Below are 19,946 nucleotides of genomic sequence, written 5' to 3'. Positions count from 1 at the left end.
CAATGTTGACCCGCTGTATCGGCGTCGACCCCGCGACCTTCGCACGTGACCACTGGGGTCGGCGGCCGTTGCTCAGCACCGCGGACACGTTGCCCCGCGACTTCGGTGATCTACTGTCGGCCGGTGCGGTCGACGAGTTGATCTCCGAGCGCGGGGTGCGTGCTCCGTTCATCCGGATGGCCAAGGAGGGCGCACTCGTCGGCCGGGACTGCTACGTGGGTCCGGCCGGATTCGGTGCCGAGATGCCCGATCAGGTGGACTCGGCAAAAGTGTTGGCGCAGTTCGCCGATGGCGCAACCATCGTGCTGCAGGGACTTCACCGCCTGTGGCCGCCGCTCATCGACTTCGTCCGCAGGTTGATCGACGACGTCGGGCATCCGATTCAGGCGAACGCCTACGTGACGCCTCCGGCCAACAGAGGTTTCGATCCGCATTACGACGTTCACGATGTGTTCGTCCTCCAGATCGCCGGACGCAAACACTGGACGATCCATGAGCCGGTGCACGTGGATCCGCTGACGAACGAGCCCTGGACCGATCACCGTGCCGCAATCGAGAAGCGGGCGCAGGACGAGCCGGTCATCGATACGGTGCTCGAGCCGGGAGATTGCCTGTACCTCCCGCGCGGCTGGGTGCATTCGGCTGTGGCACTGGGGGAAACGTCGATCCACATCACCGTCGGGGTGGCGGCGGTGACCGGCGTCGACGTCGTGCGGGCGTTGCTCGACGTCCTCGGAACCGAGTCGGCGTTGCGTGCGTCGCTGCCGCTCGGGGTCGATCTCGCTGATCGTGCCGAGACCGTCGCGGTGGCGAACAAGACGATCGCCACCCTCGTGGATACACTGCGCGACAACGCTTCCGAACTCGGCGAGGCGGCCGCGGCACAGCTCACCGCGACCTTTGCCGAGCGCACCCGCGCGATCCCGGTGCGCCCGCTGGCGACTCTCGACACGGTCGCGGGACTCACCGACGACGTCCGGGTTCGGTGGCGTCGCGGACTGATCGGCTCGCTGCGCCGTGCCGATGATCGGATCGAGATCGTCGTCGGTGACCGCGTCATCAGTTTTCCGGAGTCATGCGCCGACGCGGTGGAGGCGTTGCATTCCGGTTCGACCCACGACGCCCGCACCCTGCCGGGCCTCGACGCCGCCGACTCGACGGTGGTGATTCGACGGCTGCTGCGCGAGGCGGTGATCGTGCCGGCGCACCTCTCCCGAACAGTACCCGGATGACGGATCGTCGTCGGCCCTGCAGTGATCAATCGATCGACCGCGGAGACCCTGTTTACGGCACCGCGTCCGCGGGAACATCCTGGGTGCTGCTGGAGTTGCCCGGCGCATGGGGGCATTCGGCATTTCTGCAGTCGCCCAACATCATCGACGCCCAACTGGGCCGCGCGATCGTCCGGCGGGTGGAGGCCGCCGGGATGCGAATCGTCGCGATTCGGCGACCAGGGCGGCGAGCCGCGACGCCCCGATGGCGATGGTTTGTCGTCGGATGCGAGCCGGGTGCCGAGACGATCCACGCAGGTGAGGTCGACGGTCCGCAGGGGTACCTCGATCTCGCGCTCGACGGGTCCGACGGCGAGATCTCGCACGATCCGGTGGTGACGGTGTGTGCGCATGGCAGACACGATCAGTGCTGCGCGGTACGTGGACGCAGCGCCACCGCTGCCATTGCGTCGATCTATCCCGAGTGGACCTGGGAGTGTTCACATCTCGGCGGCGACCGGTTTGCCGCGACGATGGTGCTCTTCCCGCACGGATTGTGTTATGGCCGAGTCGATTCCGCCTCCGATCCGGCTGAACTCGTCGGCTTGTACACGGAAGGTCGACTCCGCAATCGGTTGGTGCGTGGACGCACGTCGCTGCCGCACGCCGTGCAGGCCGCCCAGTACTTCGTGCGGCGCGAGACCGGTGACGATCGGATCGACGCGCTGGCGCCGGTGAGCGTCGAGCACATCGATCACAAGATCCATGTGCGGCTGGCAGGCGATTCCGGTCCGATCGATGTGGTGCTCGGCGAGGAGTTCTCCGAGCCGTTGCTGTCGATGTGTTCGGCCAGTGTGGCGGGCAAGGTGCGTCAGTTTGTCTTGGTGTCGATCACCTGACCGCGAGCCGGCCACGCGGCCAGGAGTTCCATACCGGCATTCTCCACTCGCGATGTGCCGTCGTCACGGATGCACTGCCGCGCGGCGCGCTGACTCCACCGCGAAGCGATTCTCATCCCAGCCCTGTGCGAGTGGTCCGAAGAAGTGGAAGCGCACCTGCTTGACGCGGTAGAGCCACCGGCCGTCGACCTTCACCAGCCGATCCAGATAACGGCCGGCCGCGACAGCGGTGTTGCCGTCGGAGACGCAGGGTTGCCAGAGAAACGACCGAACGACGGCGGCGTCACCGTCGACGTCGATCTCGAGATTGGTGATGAAATGCCAGAACGCGGTGAGCCCTGCGGCGCCGAGACCGGCGAAGAAGGCACGCATCTCGTCCTTGCCGACGGGGTGGGCCAATCCGTCGAAGGAGCCGTCCTCGGTGAACAGGTCCATCAGGGCATCCCAGTTTCCGTCGTCGAGATGCCGGCAATACTCCGCATCGAGGTGGCGTATCGCCTCGATGTCCTCAAGTCGTGTGATGCGTTCTTTGAGAGTGCCCATCGGCAACCACCTTCGGCTCGTTGGTTGAGGCTCAATCGTCACCCACGAGTGACTCGGGTACGCCCACTATCCGCTCAGACATGGTCATCATTCTTGATCGATGGCTCCGGAACGGGCGTCTCGGGCGCGGGTCCTCTCGTTTCGGCCCCAACTTTGAGCTCGAATATCCGTCCTGTCTCACACTGAGACGCATGTGACCCGCGTCACGCGGTTACATCGAAAGCGCTACAGCCCAGGGCCGGCACCGCGTCGGCCATTCCAGAGGAGGCGCACATTGAGCAGGCAGAGCTTGACCAAGGCCCACGCGAAGATCACCGAGCTGTCGTGGGAGCCCACCTTCGCCACCCCGGCCACCCGGTTCGGCACCGATTACACGTTTGAGAAGGCACCGAAGAAGGATCCGCTCAAGCAGATCATGCGCTCCTACTTCCCGATGCAAGAGGAGAAGGACAACCGCGTGTACGGCGCCATGGACGGCGCGATCCGCGGCAACATGTTCCGCCAGGTGCAGGAGCGCTGGCTGGAATGGCAGAAGTTGTTCCTGTCGATCATCCCGTTCCCCGAGATCTCGGCCGCGCGCGCCATGCCGATGGCGATCGACGCGGTCCCCAATCCGGAGATCCACAACGGGCTCGCGGTGCAGATGATCGACGAGGTCCGTCATTCGACGATCCAGATGAACCTCAAGAAGCTGTACATGAACAACTACATCGATCCGGCCGGCTTCGACATCACCGAGAAGGCGTTCGCCAACAACTACGCCGGCACCATCGGCCGGCAGTTCGGTGAAGGCTTCATCACCGGTGACGCGATACCGCGGCCAACATCTATCTCACCGTCGTCGCCGAGACGGCCTTCACCAACACCCTGTTCGTCGCGATGCCAGACGAGGCCGCCGCCAACGGTGACTATCTGCTCCCGACGGTGTTCCACTCGGTGCAGTCCGACGAGTCGCGGCACATCTCCAACGGCTACTCGATTCTGCTGATGGCGCTGGCCGACGAGCGCAAGAATGGGACGCGACGTCGTGCGTCGTTCGCTTGCCGAGCCGCTGTTCTGGATCGCCACCAACGCCGGATTCGACGGCGACGAGGTCGTGCGCGTCGTCACCGGCCTGCCGATCGGGCACGGGTTCAACGCATTGTCCGGAGAGTATGGAGACATGTTCGACGCGGGCGTCGTCGACCCGTGCAAGGTGACGAAGGCCGCGCTCGAGAGTGCGGCGTCGATCGCCGCACTGCTGATCACCACCGAAACGGCCGTCGTAGAAGAGGTCCTCACCCATCCGGGAGCCATCGAGGCACCCGGCTTCGGTGACCTCGCGGAGGGGATGGTGCGGCCCTCGAACATCTACTGACACCCCGTTGACTGGGCCGGTCGTGATCGGAACCTGAGTGTTCACGGCGTTGATCGCGACCGGCCCTCACTTATATACTGTGAGACGCACATCACAGAGGAGCTGGTTCGTTCTGTGAAAAAGCAGCCCACATCTCACACGATCTCGCACCGCGACATGGCAGATGCGCGGGAACGTTTCCTGACCGGTGACGGGATCGACAATGGTGTCCGAGAGAGCATCTCGACGTCATGGCGTCGGTCGCGCGCGTTCAACGTGCACACCGATCGCCTAGAGCTGCCGTTTGTCCGGGAGCCGAATCTGGAGAGCCCGCTGATGTCGGCGGCCCGGCCGATCATCGAGCGTCTCGTCGACGACCTGTCTGACGAACCGGTCAGCATCATCCTCACCTCACCCGACGGCGTCGTGCTGTCGCGGGAGACGGCGAGCCGCCAGTTGCAGGGTGTGCTCGACGACGTGTTGCTCGCACCCGGGTACTCGTACTCCGAGGAATACGCCGGCACCAACGGCATCGGCACCGCCCTCGAGAACCGCCAGGCGACCCTCGTGCGCGGCTCCGAGCATTACGCGGGCTGCTTCGCGGATCTGTCCTGCGCGGGCGTGCCCATCGCCAACCCCGTCTCCGGTGCGGTGGCCGGCGCGCTGGATCTGACGGGCTGGGTCGACGACGGCGGACCACTGTTGCTCTCCCTCGCGAAGTCCGCGACCTCGCAGATCGAGCAGCGCATGCTGACCCAGGCCAGCGAACGTGAATCGCGGCTGCTCAACGCCTATCTCGCCGCCTGCCGGCGCGCGCCGCAGCTGATGGTGGTGGCGCTCTGTGGCGATGTCGTTCTGATGAATCAGCGGCTCCGGCTCGCACTCGACCCGCAGGATCAAACCGCGGTGTTGGAGCACGCTGTCGATCAGACGCTCCACCAATCCCCGCCGCCGCGCGTCATCACGCTGCCGTCGATGAATGTCGTGCGACTCGCCCCGGTCGTCGACTACTGGGATACGACGACCGGCATGGCCGTCTTCCATGTTCACCTCGTGCGATCCAGCGAGACGGCGCAGCCCGCCCGGCGTCGCAGACCGGAACAATCGTTGCCCGGCGTCGGCGGCCGCAGTTCGTCGTGGCAGCAGGCGTGTGATCGGGTGGCGCGTTCGGTCTGGGACGGCGACTGGGTGGCGGCCTCGGGTGGCCGGGTTCGGGCCGCGCGTCGATCCTGCGCGCCGCCGCCGCCCAGCAGAACGGCACGGTGCGGGTGTTCACCGCACGCGATCTGGCGGCGCCGGAGTCGCTTGAGGCACTCGCGGGCGAACTCGAGCGCGACGACTTCGCCGTCGTCCTCTGCGACGTCGACGCCCTCGACGACGACACCCTCACCGAGATCGTCGCGTCCCTTCAGGGGCGCGAGGAGTCGGGCTGGGTCGGTATGACCGTCGGCGACTCCGGCGCCGGATCGTCGACCGTCGGGGCGATGCTCCTCCCGTTCTGCACCCACACGGTGCAGGTCCCGCCGCTGCGGTACCGGATCGAGGATCTCGACGAGCTCGTCCCGCTGCTCCTGCGGCAGTTCACACGCGGCCGCGACGTCTCGGTCAGTGCGGAAGCCATGCGGCAGTTGAGCAAATACCCGCGGCCCGGCAACGTGTCCGAACTGCGCCATGTGCTGCGCGAGATGGTCACCAACAAGCGATCCGGCGTGATCGACGTGGCGCAGTTACCACCCGCCGTGCGCGCCCTCGCCCGCCACCGACTCAGCCGAATCCAGGCGCTGGAACGCGACGCGATCATCCGCGCCCTCGAAGAAAACGACCACCACAAACCCGCCGCTGCCGTCGCCCTCGGCATCTCCCGCGCCACCATCTACCGGAAGATCAAAGAGTTCGGCATAGACGTGTAGTCGCCGCGCCGAGCGGGCACGTTCCAGCCTCGATCGGGCACGGTATCGCGTCGAGCGGGCACGTTCCAGCCTCGATCGGGCACGGTATCGCGTCGAGTGGGCACGCTTCAGCCTCAAGCGGGCACGGAATTGCGTCGAGCGGGCACGGTATCGCGTCGAGTGGGCACGCTCCAGCCTCGAGCGGGCACGTTGTGCCCGCTCGGTGTCTGTGCGCGCCCACTCGCACGAAATCTGTGCCCGCTCGGTCTCTGTGCGCGCCCGCTCGGTGCTGGTGTGTGCCCGCTCGATGCCGCCCTCTATGATGGTCTGCATAGTGCGCGGTCGTTGTGGATCGTGCGTAGAGAGGAGGGGTTTGTTGACTCCGTTGTCCGAGGTCATCGCGTCGTTCGACCCGGCGTCGACCTTCGAGGTCCCGGAAACCTGGAAGCAGGGGCGTACGGCGTACGGCGGGTTGACCGCGGCACTTGCCGTGGCCGCCGCGCAGCAATCCGCCGACGCCGATCTCTCGCCGCTGCGCGCCGGGCAGTTCACCTTCAGCGGTCCCGCCGCGGGGGGACTCGACACCACGGCGCGCAAACTGCGTCAGGGCCGATCGGCCACGAGTTACGCGGTCACCACGACGAGCGGTGACGACGTCGCGGTGCAGTCGACGCTGATCTTCGCGGGGAATCGGCCCAGCGGGGTCGCTCATTCGTTGATCGAGCGACCGGATGTTCCCGCGCCGCACGACAGTCTCGACATCAACGACGCCCCGGGGCGTCCGGCGTTCGGCACCAACTTCGATATGCGATTCGCCGGTGGCGCCATCCCGATGTCCGGCGCGCAGACGCCGGAATTCATCGCGTGGGTCCGCCATCGGGATGCCACGGGTGTTGACCCGTACGTGGCGCTAGTGGCACTCGGCGACGGTCTTCCGCCGGCGTCGATGACCGCGTTCACCGCGCCCGCGCCGATCAGCAGCATGAACTGGACCGTCAACATCTGTGCGGACGAGATGCCCGACGGCACCGGCTGGTTCCTGCTGCGATCCACGAGTGTCGTTGCCGCAGACGGCTATTCGTATCAAACGATGGACGCGTGGGATGAGGGCGGCCAACTGGTGATGACGGGTTCGCAGACGGTCGCGATCTTCACCTGATCATGGTGATCGCCGCCCCCGCGCCGGCTCACGCGAACAGGGGCGGCAGGGCGAACAGGACGATCGCACCCCACACGACGTGGGTGCAGATCGGGGCGAGCACCCCGTCTGTTCGACGACGCAGCACTGCGCACACCGCGCCGAGGAGCACCGCCGCAAACCCCAGCATGGGGTTACCGCTGGCCAGGGTGGCGAGCACGTAGAGCAGGGTGGAGATGACGATCGCGCGGTGGCGCTGCACGGCCGAGTACACCGCGCCGCGAAAGAAGACCTCTTCGGCGAGGCCATTGCCCAGGGTGATCGCGGTGACCGCGGCCAGGCTGCCCTGATCGCGAAACGCCAGCACCTGCGACACCAGATCACGCAGCACCGGGATCTCACGCGTGACCAGCGCGCCCACCACGAACACGGCGCCGACCACCACACCCGTGACGATCCCCAGGGCTGCCGATGCTCCGGGTGCGCGTCCGAGATGGATTGGGCCGGAGAGGAATCCGCCGATGATCCACGTTGCCGCCAACGCGATCGTCAGGGGATAGAACGCCGTATCACCCGGCTCCGCCGACAGTGATATCCCCAGGATCACCGCACCGATCACCAAGAACACAATCACCACGATGCGGCGTCGTCGAAGGGCGTCCGGGCCGTCGAATCTGGTGTCGGCGGGCTCGGCGGTGAGGGTGGCGAGGAGTCGGTGAAGTGTGGTCATCCTGTCAGCATCGATACCACGTTCCGGACCTGATGTGTGGCTGAGCCGACCAGTGAGCCCACGCGTCGTCGAATCCGCATGATGTCACCGCCGGCCCAATCGGGGTCGGTCTCGGCGAGGTGATGCATGTCGGCCAGCGAACACACATCCCGCGGACTCGGCGTGCGGACCGCCGCCTCGACGGCGCTGCGCATCGGGGTGAGTCCGCCGGGTGGATCGGGGACGAGGTCGCGGATGGCGTGCTCGGAGGCGTGCATCGGCGTGCTCAGGGAGGTGACGAGGTCGGCGGTGAGCCCGGTGGGGACGGGAACCAACCGCCCCGCGACCATCCCGGCGAGCCGCGTGTTCACATGCGGAACCGAAACCCGCAGCCGCGGTGTGCGAATGGTGCGGAGATACTCGGACAGGACGGTGCGATACCGGGCGCCCTCGTCGGGGCCGGCGATGTCGTAGGACCCGGGTGGGATCGCCGGATCGGCCACCGCGATCAGGTAGTGCAGCACGTCGCGCACAGAGATCGGATCCATTGCGTTGTTCACCCATTTGGGCTCGGGGATGACGGCGAGCCGATCGGCGACATACCGGATGATCTCGAACGACGTCGATCCGGCACCCAGGATGACCGCGGCGCGGAGCCACACGAGGTCCGGGCCGTCGTCGACGTCGAGCGCCTCGCCGACTTCCGCGCGACTGCGCAGGTGTGTGGAGAGTTTGCTCGTGTCGCAGTCCGGGACGAAGCCGCCGAGGTAGACGATGCGCGGGACTCCCGCGTCGCGTGCTGCCTCGGCGACGGCGCGCGCGGCCTGCGCATCGGAGTCGTCGAAGTCGGCCTGACCGATGCCGTGGACGAGGTAGTAGAGCACGTCGACGTCCCCGGCGTGTGCCAGGGCGTCGGCGATCGAGTCCGGATCGTCGACGTCGAGCGCCACCGAATCCACGTCTTTCGACCATGAAAAGCGTTGTGCGGAACGGGGATCACGGCTCGATGCGACGACCTCATGGCCGCTGTCGAGCAGCGTGCACACCAACCGTGATCCGACGTATCCGGTGGCGCCGGTGACGAAAGCTCTCATGGATCCGACTGTAGGTGCGCGGCCCCCCGTTGCCCACGGGCAGCGACGATGAGCAACGCAACCGCAACGACGATCACGAACAGGTAACTGCCCGCGATGGACGTAACCCTTGCCATCGGTGGACACGCGAGGGAAGGTGAGGTGATGCTGCCTGTCCTGGATCTTCGCGACGCGACGCAGAGCCCCGATGCGTTCCGCCTGCACCTGCGCGAGGCGACGCACACCTCCGGCTTCTTCTACCTGACCGGCCACGGGATTCCGGCGCACGCGATCAACGAGGTCCTGTCCCTGGCGCGTGACTTCTTCGCCCTGCCCGCCGCGTCGAAGGATCAGATCAGTCAACTGAAGAGCCCACAGTTCCGCGGGTATTCGCGACTCGGTGGCGAGCTGACGAACGGCGCGGTGGACTGGCGCGAACAGATCGACATCGGTCCGGAACTCCCCGTCGTCGACGGCGCCGAGGGGTACTGGAATCTGCAGGGGCCCAACCTGTGGCCGGCCGCTCTCCCCGAGTTCCGGCGTGCCTTCGAGGATTGGAGCGCCGCGCTCTCCGACGTCGGGCTCCGCCTCCTGCGACATTGGGCTGCGTCGCTGGGCGCCGACGACACCTTCTTCGACGACGCATTCACCGGCCACCCGGCGACCCTCCTGAAAGTGGTCCGCTACCCGGGCAGTGCGGAGAACCCGCAAGGTGTTGGTGCTCATAAGGATTCGGGTGTGCTGACCTTGCTGTTGCTCGAACCGTCGTCGACGGGACTGCAGGTCGAGGTCGCGCCCGGGGAGTGGGTCGACGCGCCGCCACTGGATGGCGCATTCGTCGTCAACATCGGCGAGTTGCTCGAGGTGGCGACCGGCGGCTACCTGCGCGCGACGCGGCACCGTGTGCTGGCGCCGGAACCGGGGACCGATCGCGTGTCGATCCCGTTCTTCCTCAATCCCGAGCTCGACGCGGTCATCCCCATCATCGATCTGCCGCCGCAGCTCAGGGCGCGGTCCCGGGGCGTCGAGGCCGATCCGCAGAACCCGATCTTCAGTACCTACGGTGAGAACGCCTGGAAGTCCCGGACCCGCGCTCACCCCGATGTTGCCGAGATCCATCACGGGATCGTGGCGAACGGCGCGGCGTCGGCCTACTGAGTCGGGCAACCCGGCACACCGTTTCGACGGTACTGAGGTGCACTGATAGCCGGCATCGATCAATGCGGGCAATCTGTGTCCTTGTTCTGCGGCCACTGGTCGTTAGCCTGAGGGAATCAGCCCCCGATGTCCGCCCCGACGGGGCGAGGAGTGATGTGCCGTGTCCGCGCCCGAGATCGACGTCGACGTCGACGTCGACGACGATGCTACCACCGTGGAACGTCCGCGACGGCGTCTCGCGCGTCCATCGCAGGTGGCCGCGGACTTCGGATTCACCTATGCGACCAACGGACTCATCGGCCTGATCTTCTTCGCGTCGGGTCCGGTGGCGGTGATCCTGGCTGCGGGATCCGCGGGGAATCTGAGTGCGGCGCAACTGTCGTCGTGGATCTTCGGTGTCTTCGTCCTCAACGGCATCCTGACGGTGATCGCGAGCTGGGTGTATCGCATGCCCCTGGCCTTTGCGTGGACGATCCCGGGGACGGTGCTGGTCGGTGCGTCGTTGCGGCATCTGTCCTGGGCGGAGGTGCGCGGCGCCTTCCTGGTGACCGGAATCGTCATCCTGGCAATAGGTTTGACACGACGCGTGCACGCCGTGATGTCGTTGCTGCCGACCCCGATCGTCATGGGCATGGTGGCCGGCGTATTCCTGCAGTTCGGGCTGGATGTGGTGAACGCGATCGGGAGTGATCCGTGGGTGGCGGTGCCGATCATAGTGGCTTTCTTTGCGCTGCAGATACATTCGGGGGTTTCGAGGTGGATGCCGCCGATCATCGGGGCATTTCTCGTCGGTGCCGCCGCGGTGGCGGCGACCGGCGAGTTCGCACCCCGCGACGGCGTCTCGGGGGTGATTGCCGCCCCGGTCTTGCAGATGCCGGAGTTCACCGTGCGCGCGCTGCTGGGACTCGTGGTGCCGCTGGCGATCACGGTCATCGTCGTCCAGAACGGGCAGGGTGTGGCCGTGTTGCGCGCCGCCGGTCATCGTCCGCCGGTGAACGTGGTGACGATTGCCTGCGGTGTGTGGGCGGCAGCGGCGTCGACGATCGGTGCGATCTCGTCATGCCTTGCCGGACCGACGAATGCGTTGCTGGTGTCCTCCGGGGATCGGAGCCGCCAGTACACCGCGGGGCTGACCTTCGGTGTGTTGGCGGTGATCGTCGGAGTGCTGGCGCCGGGCTTCGTCGGGTTGATGCTGGCGATGCCGGCCGCATTCATCGCGTGCATCGGCGGGCTGGCATTGCTGGGTGCGCTACAGAACGCGTTCCGAGCGGCATTCGAGTCACGTTTCACGATGGGGGCGTTGGTGACCTTCCTGGTGTCGATCTCGGATCTGTCGATCCTCAACATCGGTTCGGCGTTCTGGGGACTGCTCGCGGGTGTCGCGGTGTCCTGGGCGGTGGAGCGCAACGATTTCCGCGAGGTGCGGACCCAAGGGATGTAGGGTCAGAACTGACCGAGGTGTGCTGAAGCCATGGGCGCACGATCTTCACTCGGGCTCTTCAGAGTCGTCGTATCACGGCCGTACTCTCCAGAATGCCCGGGTAATCACACGATTGAGGTATCTCAATGATCGGAACAATTATCAGCGCGGTGATCGTCGGTGCGATCGTCGGCGCGTTGGCACGACTCGTCATGCCGGGACAGCAGAGCATCGGCGTCGTCATGACCATCGTTCTCGGAATCCTGGGATCCGTGATCGGCTCCTGGTTGACCTATCAGGTCGGCTATAGCAACAGCAATGGCGGATGGGAGATCATCCCGTTCATCGTGGGTGTCATCGTCGCGGTGGTACTGATTGCGGGGTACCTCGCGATCCGCGGACGAGCGGTACGAACGTAACCGTCGCGAACACGGCGCGTCACAACAACAGACGACGACGCTCGGCGGATGATGTCCGCCGAGCGTCGTCGTCTCTTGTTGAATTGTCTTAGGGAACCGCTGAGATTCAGCGCCGCGACAACGGGGCGAGGTCCTCGGGGAGCGGATGGTCGGTGACGGTGACGGTGGCGACGGGCACCGGGCCCACGACGGCTCCGTCGATCTCCGGCTCATCGGCCTCCGTCGACGCCAGGGCGGCGGCGCGCCGCTGGGCCAACCGCACGTCGTCGGCGCTCTCGGTCTTGAGGGCGACCTCCTTGATGAACAGGATGGCGATCAGGCCGACGACGGCCATGGCTCCGGCCACCAGGAAGATCCGGGCGGTTCCGTCGCCGTAGGCGCCGCGCACGATCTCCGCGATCGGGCCGGGCAGTTCGTTCAGGTTGGACAGGCCGGCGCTCGATCCGCCGGTCTGCGACGGGTTGATGCCGACGGCCGCCAGGCCACTCGCGATCAGGTCGGTGACGTGATTGGAGAGCACTGCGCCCAGGACCGAGACGCCGGCCGCGCCGCCGAGTGAACGGAAGAACGTGATGGTCGACGTCGCCGAACCGAGATTGTCCGGGGTGACATTGTTCTGCACCGCGAGCACCAGGTTCTGCATGCTCATACCCATGCCGAGTCCCAGGACGAACAGGTAGACACCGATCTGCACCATGTCGGTGTGGGCGTCGATCGTCGAGAGCAGGAAGAATCCTGCGGTCATGGCGATCGCGCCGGCCACGAGGTACCGCTTCCACTTGCCGTACTTGGTGATCAGCTGCCCGGAGACGGTGGCGGCCAGCATGGAACCGATGATCATCGGCAGGGTCAGCAGGCCGGCCGCGGTCGGGGAGTAGCCGCGGGCGATCTGGAAGTACTGACCCAGGAACACCGCGCCACCGAAGAGGGCAACACCGACGGCGATGCTCGCGACGGTTGCCAGCGACGTCGTGCGATCACGGAACAGGTGCAGCGGGATGATCGGGTCCTTGGCGCGGGACTCGGTGAAGATCGCGACCGCGAGCAGTGCGATACCGAGGGCGACGAGGCCGTAGGACATGCCCGAGGTCCAGCCGAAGTTCTTGCCCGCCAACGTCACCCAGACGAGCAGGGTGCTGACGCCGGAGGCGATGAGCAGGGCGCCGGTGTAATCGATGGTGACCTGCTTGCGGACCTGGGGGAGGTTCAGGGTGCGCTGGATGACCAGCAGTGCGATGACCGCCAGCGGCACGCAGACGTAGAACGTCCAGCGCCAGCCGAGCCAGCTGGTGTCCACGATGACGCCGCCGATCAGCGGTCCGGCGACCGTCGCGACGGACATCACCGCGGCGATCGGGCCCTGATAGCGGCCACGCTCACGAGGGCTGAACATCGACGCGATCACGATCACGACGAGCGCCTGCAGACCGCCGAGGCCCAGACCCTGAACGACGCGGAAGCCGATCAGCATACCGACGGACTGGGACAGTCCGGCGAGCACGGAGCCGAGCGTGAACAACGTGAGGGAGATCTGGACGAGCAGCTTCTTGTTGATCAGGTCGGAGAGTTTGCCCCAGATGGGCGTCGTCGCCGTGGAGGCGAGCAGGGTAGCCGTCACGACCCAGGTGTACTGATCCTGGGTGCCGTGCAGGTCGGTGATGATGGTCGGCAGCGCGTTCGAGACGATCGTCGACGACAGAAACGCCACGAACATGCCGAGGAGCAATCCGACCAGAGCTTCGAGCTTCTGGCGGTGCGTCATCGGCTCGTCCGCAGCGGGTGCATGTGTTGGCATGGCGGTACTCATGCGGAAACCTCCTCAAGTTTTCTCTGATGTGTGAGACGAATGCTCACGGATTAGTTGCAGAACGCAACTATATCCACAGAAGGTTGCAACCCGCAACTAACTGGGTTCATTCCCGATTCGGCGATGTCACCTCGACGCTGCGCCTCGGGTGGCGTTGTCGTCACTGTCGTTGAGGCGTCGCAGCAGGTGAGAGAGGGTGCGGATGTCGTCGGGATTCCACTGTGACAAACGTAACCGCCAGTCGTCGACGGCGGACTGGACGACGGCATCGAACCGTTGCCGGCCCTCGTCTGTCATCCGCACGGTGCGCGCACGCGCGTCGTCGGGGTCCAATCCACGCTCCGCGAGACCCAGCCGAACGACGGCATCCACCTGACGCGTGACGGTGGACTTCTCCAGATCGAGCGCAGCGGCCAGCTCGGACATCCGTACCGAATCGTCGCGCGCCAGGACCATGAGCAGGGGATAGCACGCCGGATCCAGCTTCGGGTGGATCTCCTGCGCGCGGCGTCGGGTGCGGCTGCGCCCGCGGCGCCAGAAATCGGCGAGCTCCGATTCGAGTTCCGGCAGGGGATCGGTGTTCGCGCCCATCGCCCGCCCCTCTGTCCGTGTTTCCCGGTGCCTGTCGTCGTTCGCGACACTTGCCGCTGCGCGCCCGGCTCTCTGTGCTCTGCCGACGTTCGATTCGGACAGTGCGTTCGCCTCAGAGGGTACCGGCGCCGTGGGTAGGGTGCGTCTGTGGACAGTGGGTTGCGCCGTGGGTCGTCCGGCGGCGGCGGTAGGCACGTCGGCAGGCGGACAAGGCAGCACGCCAGATGATCGACGCGACGCTGCGTGGCACGGTGCGGGTCGTCGTGGGAAGGACGCGCATGCGTTCAGCGGAGCGCGCCGGCTGAGTCACCGGCTCGCCGAGCGGATGTCGTACCTACAGGTCGGGACGTTTCTGTACCGGCGGAAGTGAGCTCGCGGCGTAGTCGCGCGATTCGGCCGGGATTGTCGATCGCCATGGCTCCGACGACCCGTCCGGACTCGTGATATTCGACGACGCCCTCGTCGGTGAGGGTTTCGTGGATGGGGATTTCGTGGATGGACTCGATGTTCGGCGTCGTGCCGCTCTGGTTGACGCGGGTCGTGCCGATCAGCTGGACACGGTGGCCGTACCAGGTGGACCACGCGAACTGTAGTCCTGCGTGAGTCTGTTGTGCCCCAGTGGTATTCGCACCCGCGGTGAATCCCTGCTCCCCGGCCGACGTCCAGTGTCCGCTGACGTGACCGGCCACGGAGGCGACGTCGCCGGCGGCCCAGATATGCGGGGCGGAGGTGGCGAGCGTGGCGTCGCAGACGATGCCGCCGGTGGACGGATCGATGGCGAGTCCGCTACCGGCGAGCCAACCGGTAGAAGGCGCCGAGCCGATGCCGATGACCACGGCGTCGGTGTCGATGGACGTACCGTCGTCGAGATGGAGGGTACGGATCATGGTGTCGTGCTCGGTGATTGAGGTCAGCTGCACGCCGGTGCGCACGTCGACTCCGGCTGCGGTGTGGAGCGCGCTGAGTTGCTGTGCCGCGATCGGGCCGACGCATCGATCCAGGGGGCGCGTGGAACGATTGATGATCGTCACGTCGAATCCGCGGGCAACGGCCGCCGACGCGACCTCAGCGCCGATGAATCCACCTCCGAGGATCGTGAGTTTCTGTGCGGTGGTGAGCATCTGGCGGATGCGCAGCGCGTCGTCGTAGGTGCGGAGGGTGTGGGAATCGGGCGCGTTCGTGAGTGCCGGGACTGTGCGCGGCGTGCTGCCGGTGGCGATGATCAGACGGTCGTACGGGACGTCGCCGGAGGTGGTGTGTACTGATTGCGCAGTGATGTCGAGGCCGAGAGCTGTTGTGCTGCTGCGCAGATCGACGTCGAGTGCTTCCCAGCTCTCGGGTTGGCGCAGTGTTGGGAGTGCGGGTGCGGCGGCGGGATCGAGCACCGCCTTCGACAGTGGCGGACGGTCATAGGGGAGTTGGGGCTCGTCGCCGATCATGACGATCGGACCGGTCCATCCGTGGGCACGTGCACCTTCGGCGGCGCGGACACCGGCGAGGGAGGACCCGACGATGACGAGTCGGCCGCGGGGCTTCGTGGTGGACATCGGTGCTGTGGACATCGGTGCTGTCGACATTGTGATCTCAGTCGACGAGCCGCAGTGCGGACATCGGGCACGAGTCGACGGCGGCGCGGACGTAGGCGCGGTCGCCGTCGGGAACGTCGGCGGTGACGACGTCGACGAGGCCGTCGTCGCCGATCTGGAAGTACTCGTGGGCCTGGGTCTCGCACATTCCGATGCCTTCGCAGGCGGGACGGTCGACGTGGACGTGACTCATGGCGGGCTCCTCGTTTGTCTGCTTGTTGTTTGTCTGTTTGGACTGTCGGTGATGGCTGTACTTGTCATCTTGACCGGGAGTTGGGTCACATTCACTGGTCGAAAGGCTGAATCCGGGAGAGATTGCTGTGTGATTGCACAGTCTGTGCGAGTGTTGTCGGGTGACCACCGTGACCGACTGGCTCAAGGACTTCGTCGTCGAGCAACGTTCCCCGGACGCGGTCGGGTCCTGGGTGGCCGGCACGGCGGACGCCATCGTCGACGCCGTTACCCTCCCCGATGACCTCGGACCGACCCTGCTCGCCGCCATCGAGGAGCATTGGCTGGCGTTCCTGGCTTCGGTGACCGTCGACGTGGAGGGCACGCCGGCCCTGGTGCCGTCCGCGGGGGAACTCGCGGTGCAGGTGGCCCGGCATCACCTGGGGCTGCCGGTGCTGCTGAAGATCTATCAGGTGGCGCAGGAGGCCTCCTGGGACTTCGCCGTCGGCATCGTGCGGGATGCGCCGGAAGGGCTCGATCACGAGGCGCTGCTCGTGTGGTTCTGGACGAAGGCGAATCGGTGGTTCGGGTCGTCGGTGGAACTGTCGGTGGCCGAGTACTCCGCCGAGTTCGACAGGATTCGACGTCGCGGCGACGCCCGCCGCTACGAACTGACCGCGGCCGTCCTCGGCGGCGCCGGGGTGAGTCTGTCGGAGTTCTCGGCGGAGTTGGGCGGCTATCCGATCACCGGGGTGCGGCACTGCGCGGTGATCGCCCATGCGCTCGACGCCGACTCCATCGAGCGGTTGGAGCCGGCGGTGGCCGGGTTGGTCGACGGCGCACGGATGACCGTCGTGCGTCCCGGCGGACGGGAACTGTGGGGATGGGTTGCGGTACGCGGGGATTCGCTGATGATCGACGACTCGGCGATTGATGCGTCGTCGATCAGGGTGACGGTCGGCGGCCCCGCGGAGGGGATCGACGGATTCATCGCTGCGCATCGGGATGCTCGTGCGGCGCAACGCATCGCGCTCTCGGCGAGGCGTCGAATCGCGGTGACGCGGTACGACGATGTCGCGGCGCTGACCTTGATCTCTGCCGATGCCGACGCCGCGCAACGGTTCGCGCGGGCGACGCTGCAGGGCCTGGCCGGTCCGGATCTCGATGCGCTGCGCGAGACGGTCCGCGTCGTACTGACGTCCACGGAGACGGCTGACTCGATTGCGGATTTACTTGGTGTGCACAAGAATACGGTTCGATATCGAGTGCAACAAGCAGAGCGCCTGCTCAGATATCCGTTACGGACCCGGGCAGGCGACCTGCTGTTGGCGCTCGATTACTACGACGCGTTTCTCCGCTGAATGCGGCGCTTATGACGTGCTCCGTCGCGTTCTGTCTACTGTGTCCTCTTGAGGGTCGTCGAATCTCGGACGGGTAGGAAGTCGACCTTCTCTCGTACGCCGCAATCCGGGCAGCACCAGTCGTCGGGGATGTCGGCCCAGGCGGTGCCCGCGGCGAAGCCCTCCAGCTCGTTGCCCGCCGCGACCTCATAGGTGAAGCCGCATCCGGGGCAGCGGGCGGCGAGCACCTCGTCGTCGTAGCTTTGACGCGTGACGTCGTCGACGTCGACGGTGAGAGTGGCAGTGGGCGTGGGGAATCGGGCGATGAGTGCGTCGAGCTTGCCCGGCGTGACGTTGGCGAGCCGGACGTCGCCGTCGAAATGCTCCACGACGCGGTGGTCCATCACGCGACGCCACAGCGGCGGGAAGAGCGCGAGGACGATCATCCCCGAGTAGCCGGTCGGCAGCGCCGGGGATTCGCGGTAATCGCGGAGGGTCTGATAGCGGCGGGTGGGGTTGGCGTGATGATCGCTGTGGCGCTGCAGGTGATAGAGCAGCACATTGGTCGCGATGTTGTTGGAGTTCCACGAGTGCATCGGGAGGACGCGCTCGTAGCGGCCCGACGTCGTCGTCTGGCGCAGCATGCCGTAATGCTCCAGGTAGTTCACGATCTCCAGCAGCGAGAACCCGAGGACCGCCTGCAGTATCAGGTACGGAAGGATGCCGACCCCGAGCCAGACCATCAGCGCACCCCACAGCACGAGGGTCATCAGCCAGGCGTTCAGGACGTCATTGCCGAGGTGGAACGGATGCGTATCCTTGCGGCGGTAGCGCTTTGCCTCGATCTCCCACGCGCTCCGCAGTGATCCGGTGACGGTCCGGAACCAGAAGCGGTACAGATTCTCGCCGAGACGCGACGAAGCCGGATCCTCCGGCGTGGCGACACGGACGTGATGTCCACGGTTGTGCTCGATGTAGAAGTGGCCGTAGAAACTCTGCGCCAGAGCGATTTTCGACAGCCATCGCTCGTGGCTCTCCTTCTTGTGGCCGAGCTCGTGTGCGGTGTTGATGCCGATCCCACCGATGAATCCGAGCGTGATGGCCAAACCGACCTTGTCGACGACCGGCCACCCCTGCGTCGCGATCAGGTACATCGAGACGATGAAGCCGGCGTATTGGATCGGCAGGAAGGCGAACGTGATGTAGCGGTAGTACCGGTCGTTCTCGAGTTCCTCGATGACGTCGTCGGGCGGATTCGTCGGATCGAAACCCGCGAAGAAGTCGATCGCGGGCACGATCCCCAGCACCACGATCGGCCCCACCCATAGGAACACCCCCCACCCGGTGAGCGCATGCCCACCGATCGCGACGAAGGCGAACGACGGCACGATCAGACCGATCAACCACAGGTAGCGCTTCCGATCGCGCCACCTCTCGGTCGATTGCGCGGCGACTGTCCCGCTGGCTTCCAAGCTCATGATGATTACCTCCTACAACAGGGCTGAACTGCGAACCTGTTGTCAGAATGGACGCGTTCCGCGTCACAATCACCGTGTAATCGACCGAATTCGGTGGGGTTGGTTGTGAGATAGAACAGGACGATCCCGGTCGTGAATGGGCACGCACTGGCGTTGAGTGGGCACGGTCTGGCGTTGAGTGGGCACGGTCTGGCGTTGAGTGGGCACGGTCTGGCGTCGAGTGGGCGCGGTCTGGCGTCGAGTGGGCGCGGTCTGGCGTCGAGTGGGCGCGGTCTGGCGTCGAGTGGGCGCGGGGCCCGCTACGAACTGCTTGCCTCTGCTGCCAGCGATGCCTCCGCGGCCGCGACGATGGCCGGATACCGGGCGGCCATCTCGTCGGCCAACTGCTGAGCCGCCTTGAGGGGTCGCACCATCACCATGAAGTCCGTGATCTTGCCGGCGTCGTCGTAGACGACGAAGTCGGCGCCGGTGATGGCGAGATCGCCGACCTTTGCCTCGAAGACCAACACCTCGTTCTCGCCGTCGCGCAGTTCGCGGACATAACGGAAGTCGGAGAACACCTCCACCACCTGGTGCAGGATCGCACTCGTGATGTGCTTACCGGGGTAGGGCTTGAACGCCACCGGGCTGCGGAAGACGACGTCCTCGGCGAGCAGTTCGTCGACAGCCTCGAGGTTCTTGGTCTCGACGGCTTCACGGAGCGTGATCATGGGTCCTCCTCGACTGGGCGTACTCCTCGAGGCTAGTAGAGGGGCGGTGACATGGCGGCGACTCCGGCGTCGCGTGTCGATCCGGCCTGGACGCTCCGCTTCCCTCCCCATCGCGAGCGGGCGCCGTCTGGCGTCGAGCGGGCACCGTCTGGCGTCGAGCGGGCACAGAATCGCACTGAGTGGGCACAGGAACCTGTTGCTCCCAACCCGACCGAACCGACCCGCCGAACAACACCATTCCACCCGAAACCCGGTGTCAGAACGACACTCTCGTATCCGACACCACCCCTGTGGGAGCCACGGCCCTTACCCGCTCTTTGACAAGTTCACAGTGTGAGAAAGGGTTTGGTCGTGGGGGGGGGGGGGGGGGGGGGGGGGGGCAACACAAAACCACAAAAATCCTCGGGGTCCTTTTCCTAGGGAGTTTGGGGGGGGGGGGTGAAACCATCCCCCCTACACACAACGGAG

Annotated in this window: 19 protein-coding genes and 2 pseudogenes; 12 read left to right on the top strand and 9 right to left on the bottom strand. The window is 66.0% G+C overall.

What is annotated here, in order from left to right; translation table 11 throughout:
* Positions 1-68 precede the first annotated feature (68 nt).
* Both ACZ4TW_RS21885 and ACZ4TW_RS21880 read left to right on the top strand, forming a co-directional pair.
* Positions 69-1,232: a cupin domain-containing protein gene (locus tag ACZ4TW_RS21885; protein WP_465546360.1), complete on the top strand. Its 1,164-nt coding sequence runs from the start codon at positions 69-71 to the stop codon at positions 1,230-1,232.
* Positions 1,229-2,110, top strand: coding sequence for a sucrase ferredoxin (locus tag ACZ4TW_RS21880; RefSeq protein WP_465546358.1), 882 nt, complete (start codon positions 1,229-1,231; stop codon positions 2,108-2,110). Before ACZ4TW_RS21885 ends, ACZ4TW_RS21880 begins: the two co-directional genes overlap by 4 nt.
* Positions 2,111-2,173: 63 nt before the next feature.
* Here the strand turns inward: ACZ4TW_RS21880 and ACZ4TW_RS21875 are convergent, their stop codons facing one another.
* Complete coding sequence (locus tag ACZ4TW_RS21875; protein ID WP_465546356.1) at positions 2,174-2,653, bottom strand: nuclear transport factor 2 family protein; 480 nt, start codon at positions 2,651-2,653, stop codon at positions 2,174-2,176.
* A gap of 193 nt (positions 2,654-2,846) precedes the next feature.
* Here ACZ4TW_RS21875 and ACZ4TW_RS21870 point away from each other — a divergent pair.
* The 6 genes and pseudogenes from ACZ4TW_RS21870 to ACZ4TW_RS21845 form a co-directional block, all read left to right on the top strand.
* Positions 2,847-3,449 (top strand): annotated as a pseudogene (locus ACZ4TW_RS21870) (hypothetical protein); the annotation flags it as partial.
* Positions 3,450-3,532: 83 nt separating this feature from the next.
* Positions 3,533-3,598, top strand: a pseudogene (locus ACZ4TW_RS21865) (hypothetical protein); the annotation flags it as partial.
* A 67-nt stretch (positions 3,599-3,665) separates the two neighbouring features.
* A complete protein-coding gene (locus ACZ4TW_RS21860; RefSeq protein ID WP_465546354.1) occupies positions 3,666-4,010 on the top strand; it encodes a TCP-1/cpn60 chaperonin family protein in 345 nt (114 codons plus the stop codon).
* A 156-nt stretch (positions 4,011-4,166) separates the two neighbouring features.
* Positions 4,167-5,432 (top strand): GAF domain-containing protein, encoded by a 1,266-nt coding sequence (locus ACZ4TW_RS21855; RefSeq protein ID WP_465546352.1) that lies wholly within the window; start codon positions 4,167-4,169, stop codon positions 5,430-5,432.
* Between the two features lie 41 nt (positions 5,433-5,473).
* Positions 5,474-5,899, top strand: coding sequence for an AAA-type ATPase lid domain-containing protein (locus ACZ4TW_RS21850; RefSeq protein ID WP_465546350.1), 426 nt, complete (start codon positions 5,474-5,476; stop codon positions 5,897-5,899).
* 202 nt (positions 5,900-6,101) lie between these two features.
* On the top strand, positions 6,102-7,037 hold the full coding sequence (locus tag ACZ4TW_RS21845; protein ID WP_465546348.1) for a thioesterase family protein: 936 nt from the start codon (positions 6,102-6,104) through the stop codon (positions 7,035-7,037).
* A 28-nt stretch (positions 7,038-7,065) separates the two neighbouring features.
* Here the strand turns inward: ACZ4TW_RS21845 and ACZ4TW_RS21840 are convergent, their stop codons facing one another.
* Complete coding sequence (locus ACZ4TW_RS21840; RefSeq protein ID WP_465546346.1) at positions 7,066-7,746, bottom strand: CPBP family intramembrane glutamic endopeptidase; 681 nt, start codon at positions 7,744-7,746, stop codon at positions 7,066-7,068.
* Positions 7,743-8,819, bottom strand: coding sequence for an NAD(P)H-binding protein (locus ACZ4TW_RS21835; RefSeq protein WP_465546344.1), 1,077 nt, complete (start codon positions 8,817-8,819; stop codon positions 7,743-7,745). Before ACZ4TW_RS21835 ends, ACZ4TW_RS21840 begins: the two co-directional genes overlap by 4 nt.
* A 144-nt stretch (positions 8,820-8,963) precedes the next feature.
* Here ACZ4TW_RS21835 and ACZ4TW_RS21830 point away from each other — a divergent pair, with 144 nt between their 5' ends.
* The 3 genes from ACZ4TW_RS21830 (at position 8,964) to ACZ4TW_RS21820 (ending at position 11,795) form a co-directional block, all read left to right on the top strand.
* Positions 8,964-9,956 (top strand): isopenicillin N synthase family dioxygenase, encoded by a 993-nt coding sequence (locus ACZ4TW_RS21830; RefSeq protein WP_465546342.1) that lies wholly within the window; start codon positions 8,964-8,966, stop codon positions 9,954-9,956.
* A 160-nt stretch (positions 9,957-10,116) separates the two neighbouring features.
* Entirely contained in the window at positions 10,117-11,397 is a 1,281-nt protein-coding gene (locus tag ACZ4TW_RS21825; protein WP_465546340.1) for a benzoate/H(+) symporter BenE family transporter, read from the top strand.
* 149 nt (positions 11,398-11,546) lie between these two features.
* On the top strand, positions 11,547-11,795 hold the full coding sequence (locus ACZ4TW_RS21820; RefSeq protein WP_465546338.1) for a GlsB/YeaQ/YmgE family stress response membrane protein: 249 nt from the start codon (positions 11,547-11,549) through the stop codon (positions 11,793-11,795).
* Between the two features lie 106 nt (positions 11,796-11,901).
* On the opposite strand, the gene ACZ4TW_RS21815 is transcribed toward ACZ4TW_RS21820, so the two are convergent.
* The 4 genes from ACZ4TW_RS21815 to ACZ4TW_RS21800 all read right to left on the bottom strand — a co-directional run bounded on the left by ACZ4TW_RS21815 (position 11,902) and on the right by ACZ4TW_RS21800 (position 15,972).
* The gene (locus ACZ4TW_RS21815; RefSeq protein ID WP_465546336.1) at positions 11,902-13,602 is read right to left on the bottom strand and encodes an MDR family MFS transporter; all 1,701 of its coding nucleotides are present in this window, start codon (positions 13,600-13,602) and stop codon (positions 11,902-11,904) included.
* A gap of 126 nt (positions 13,603-13,728) precedes the next feature.
* Positions 13,729-14,193 (bottom strand): MarR family winged helix-turn-helix transcriptional regulator, encoded by a 465-nt coding sequence (locus tag ACZ4TW_RS21810; RefSeq protein ID WP_465546334.1) that lies wholly within the window; start codon positions 14,191-14,193, stop codon positions 13,729-13,731.
* A 284-nt stretch (positions 14,194-14,477) separates the two neighbouring features.
* A complete protein-coding gene (locus ACZ4TW_RS21805; RefSeq protein ID WP_465546332.1) occupies positions 14,478-15,740 on the bottom strand; it encodes an NAD(P)/FAD-dependent oxidoreductase in 1,263 nt (420 codons plus the stop codon).
* A 37-nt stretch (positions 15,741-15,777) separates the two neighbouring features.
* Entirely contained in the window at positions 15,778-15,972 is a 195-nt protein-coding gene (locus ACZ4TW_RS21800) for a ferredoxin (RefSeq protein ID WP_465546330.1), read from the bottom strand.
* A 160-nt stretch (positions 15,973-16,132) separates the two neighbouring features.
* Between ACZ4TW_RS21800 and ACZ4TW_RS21795 the strand changes: the two genes are divergently transcribed.
* A complete protein-coding gene (locus ACZ4TW_RS21795) occupies positions 16,133-17,311 on the top strand; it encodes a PucR family transcriptional regulator (RefSeq protein ID WP_465546328.1) in 1,179 nt (392 codons plus the stop codon).
* Positions 17,312-17,346: 35 nt separating this feature from the next.
* Here the strand turns inward: ACZ4TW_RS21795 and ACZ4TW_RS21790 are convergent, their stop codons facing one another.
* Both ACZ4TW_RS21790 and ACZ4TW_RS21785 read right to left on the bottom strand, forming a co-directional pair.
* Positions 17,347-18,768 (bottom strand): fatty acid desaturase, encoded by a 1,422-nt coding sequence (locus ACZ4TW_RS21790; protein WP_465546326.1) that lies wholly within the window; start codon positions 18,766-18,768, stop codon positions 17,347-17,349.
* Positions 18,769-19,067: 299 nt separating this feature from the next.
* Positions 19,068-19,478: a nuclear transport factor 2 family protein gene (locus ACZ4TW_RS21785; RefSeq protein ID WP_465546324.1), complete on the bottom strand. Its 411-nt coding sequence runs from the start codon at positions 19,476-19,478 to the stop codon at positions 19,068-19,070.
* Between the last annotated feature and the right edge of the window lie 468 nt (positions 19,479-19,946).

Source organism: Agromyces sp. NPDC029043, from assembly GCF_055564615.1.
This window is presented reverse-complemented; position numbering and strand designations above follow the sequence as displayed.

What these genes read in the sequence shown, in the direction of transcription:
- ACZ4TW_RS21805 (WP_465546332.1), bottom strand. Translation starts at nt 15,740, where the DNA reads ATGTCCACCACGAAGCCCCGCGGCCGACTCGTCATCGTCGGGTCCTCC.
- ACZ4TW_RS21800 (WP_465546330.1), bottom strand. Translation starts at nt 15,972, where the DNA reads ATGAGTCACGTCCACGTCGACCGTCCCGCCTGCGAAGGCATCGGAATG.
- ACZ4TW_RS21785 (WP_465546324.1), bottom strand. Translation starts at nt 19,478, where the DNA reads ATGATCACGCTCCGTGAAGCCGTCGAGACCAAGAACCTCGAGGCTGTC.
- ACZ4TW_RS21835 (WP_465546344.1), bottom strand. Translation starts at nt 8,819, where the DNA reads ATGAGAGCTTTCGTCACCGGCGCCACCGGATACGTCGGATCACGGTTG.
- ACZ4TW_RS21860 (WP_465546354.1), top strand. Translation starts at nt 3,666, where the DNA reads ATGGGACGCGACGTCGTGCGTCGTTCGCTTGCCGAGCCGCTGTTCTGG.
- ACZ4TW_RS21880 (WP_465546358.1), top strand. Translation starts at nt 1,229, where the DNA reads ATGACGGATCGTCGTCGGCCCTGCAGTGATCAATCGATCGACCGCGGA.
- ACZ4TW_RS21815 (WP_465546336.1), bottom strand. Translation starts at nt 13,602, where the DNA reads ATGAGTACCGCCATGCCAACACATGCACCCGCTGCGGACGAGCCGATG.
- ACZ4TW_RS21830 (WP_465546342.1), top strand. Translation starts at nt 8,964, where the DNA reads ATGCTGCCTGTCCTGGATCTTCGCGACGCGACGCAGAGCCCCGATGCG.
- ACZ4TW_RS21855 (WP_465546352.1), top strand. Translation starts at nt 4,167, where the DNA reads ATGGCAGATGCGCGGGAACGTTTCCTGACCGGTGACGGGATCGACAAT.
- ACZ4TW_RS21810 (WP_465546334.1), bottom strand. Translation starts at nt 14,193, where the DNA reads ATGGGCGCGAACACCGATCCCCTGCCGGAACTCGAATCGGAGCTCGCC.
- ACZ4TW_RS21840 (WP_465546346.1), bottom strand. Translation starts at nt 7,746, where the DNA reads ATGACCACACTTCACCGACTCCTCGCCACCCTCACCGCCGAGCCCGCC.
- ACZ4TW_RS21790 (WP_465546326.1), bottom strand. Translation starts at nt 18,768, where the DNA reads ATGAGCTTGGAAGCCAGCGGGACAGTCGCCGCGCAATCGACCGAGAGG.
- ACZ4TW_RS21850 (WP_465546350.1), top strand. Translation starts at nt 5,474, where the DNA reads ATGCTCCTCCCGTTCTGCACCCACACGGTGCAGGTCCCGCCGCTGCGG.
- ACZ4TW_RS21875 (WP_465546356.1), bottom strand. Translation starts at nt 2,653, where the DNA reads ATGGGCACTCTCAAAGAACGCATCACACGACTTGAGGACATCGAGGCG.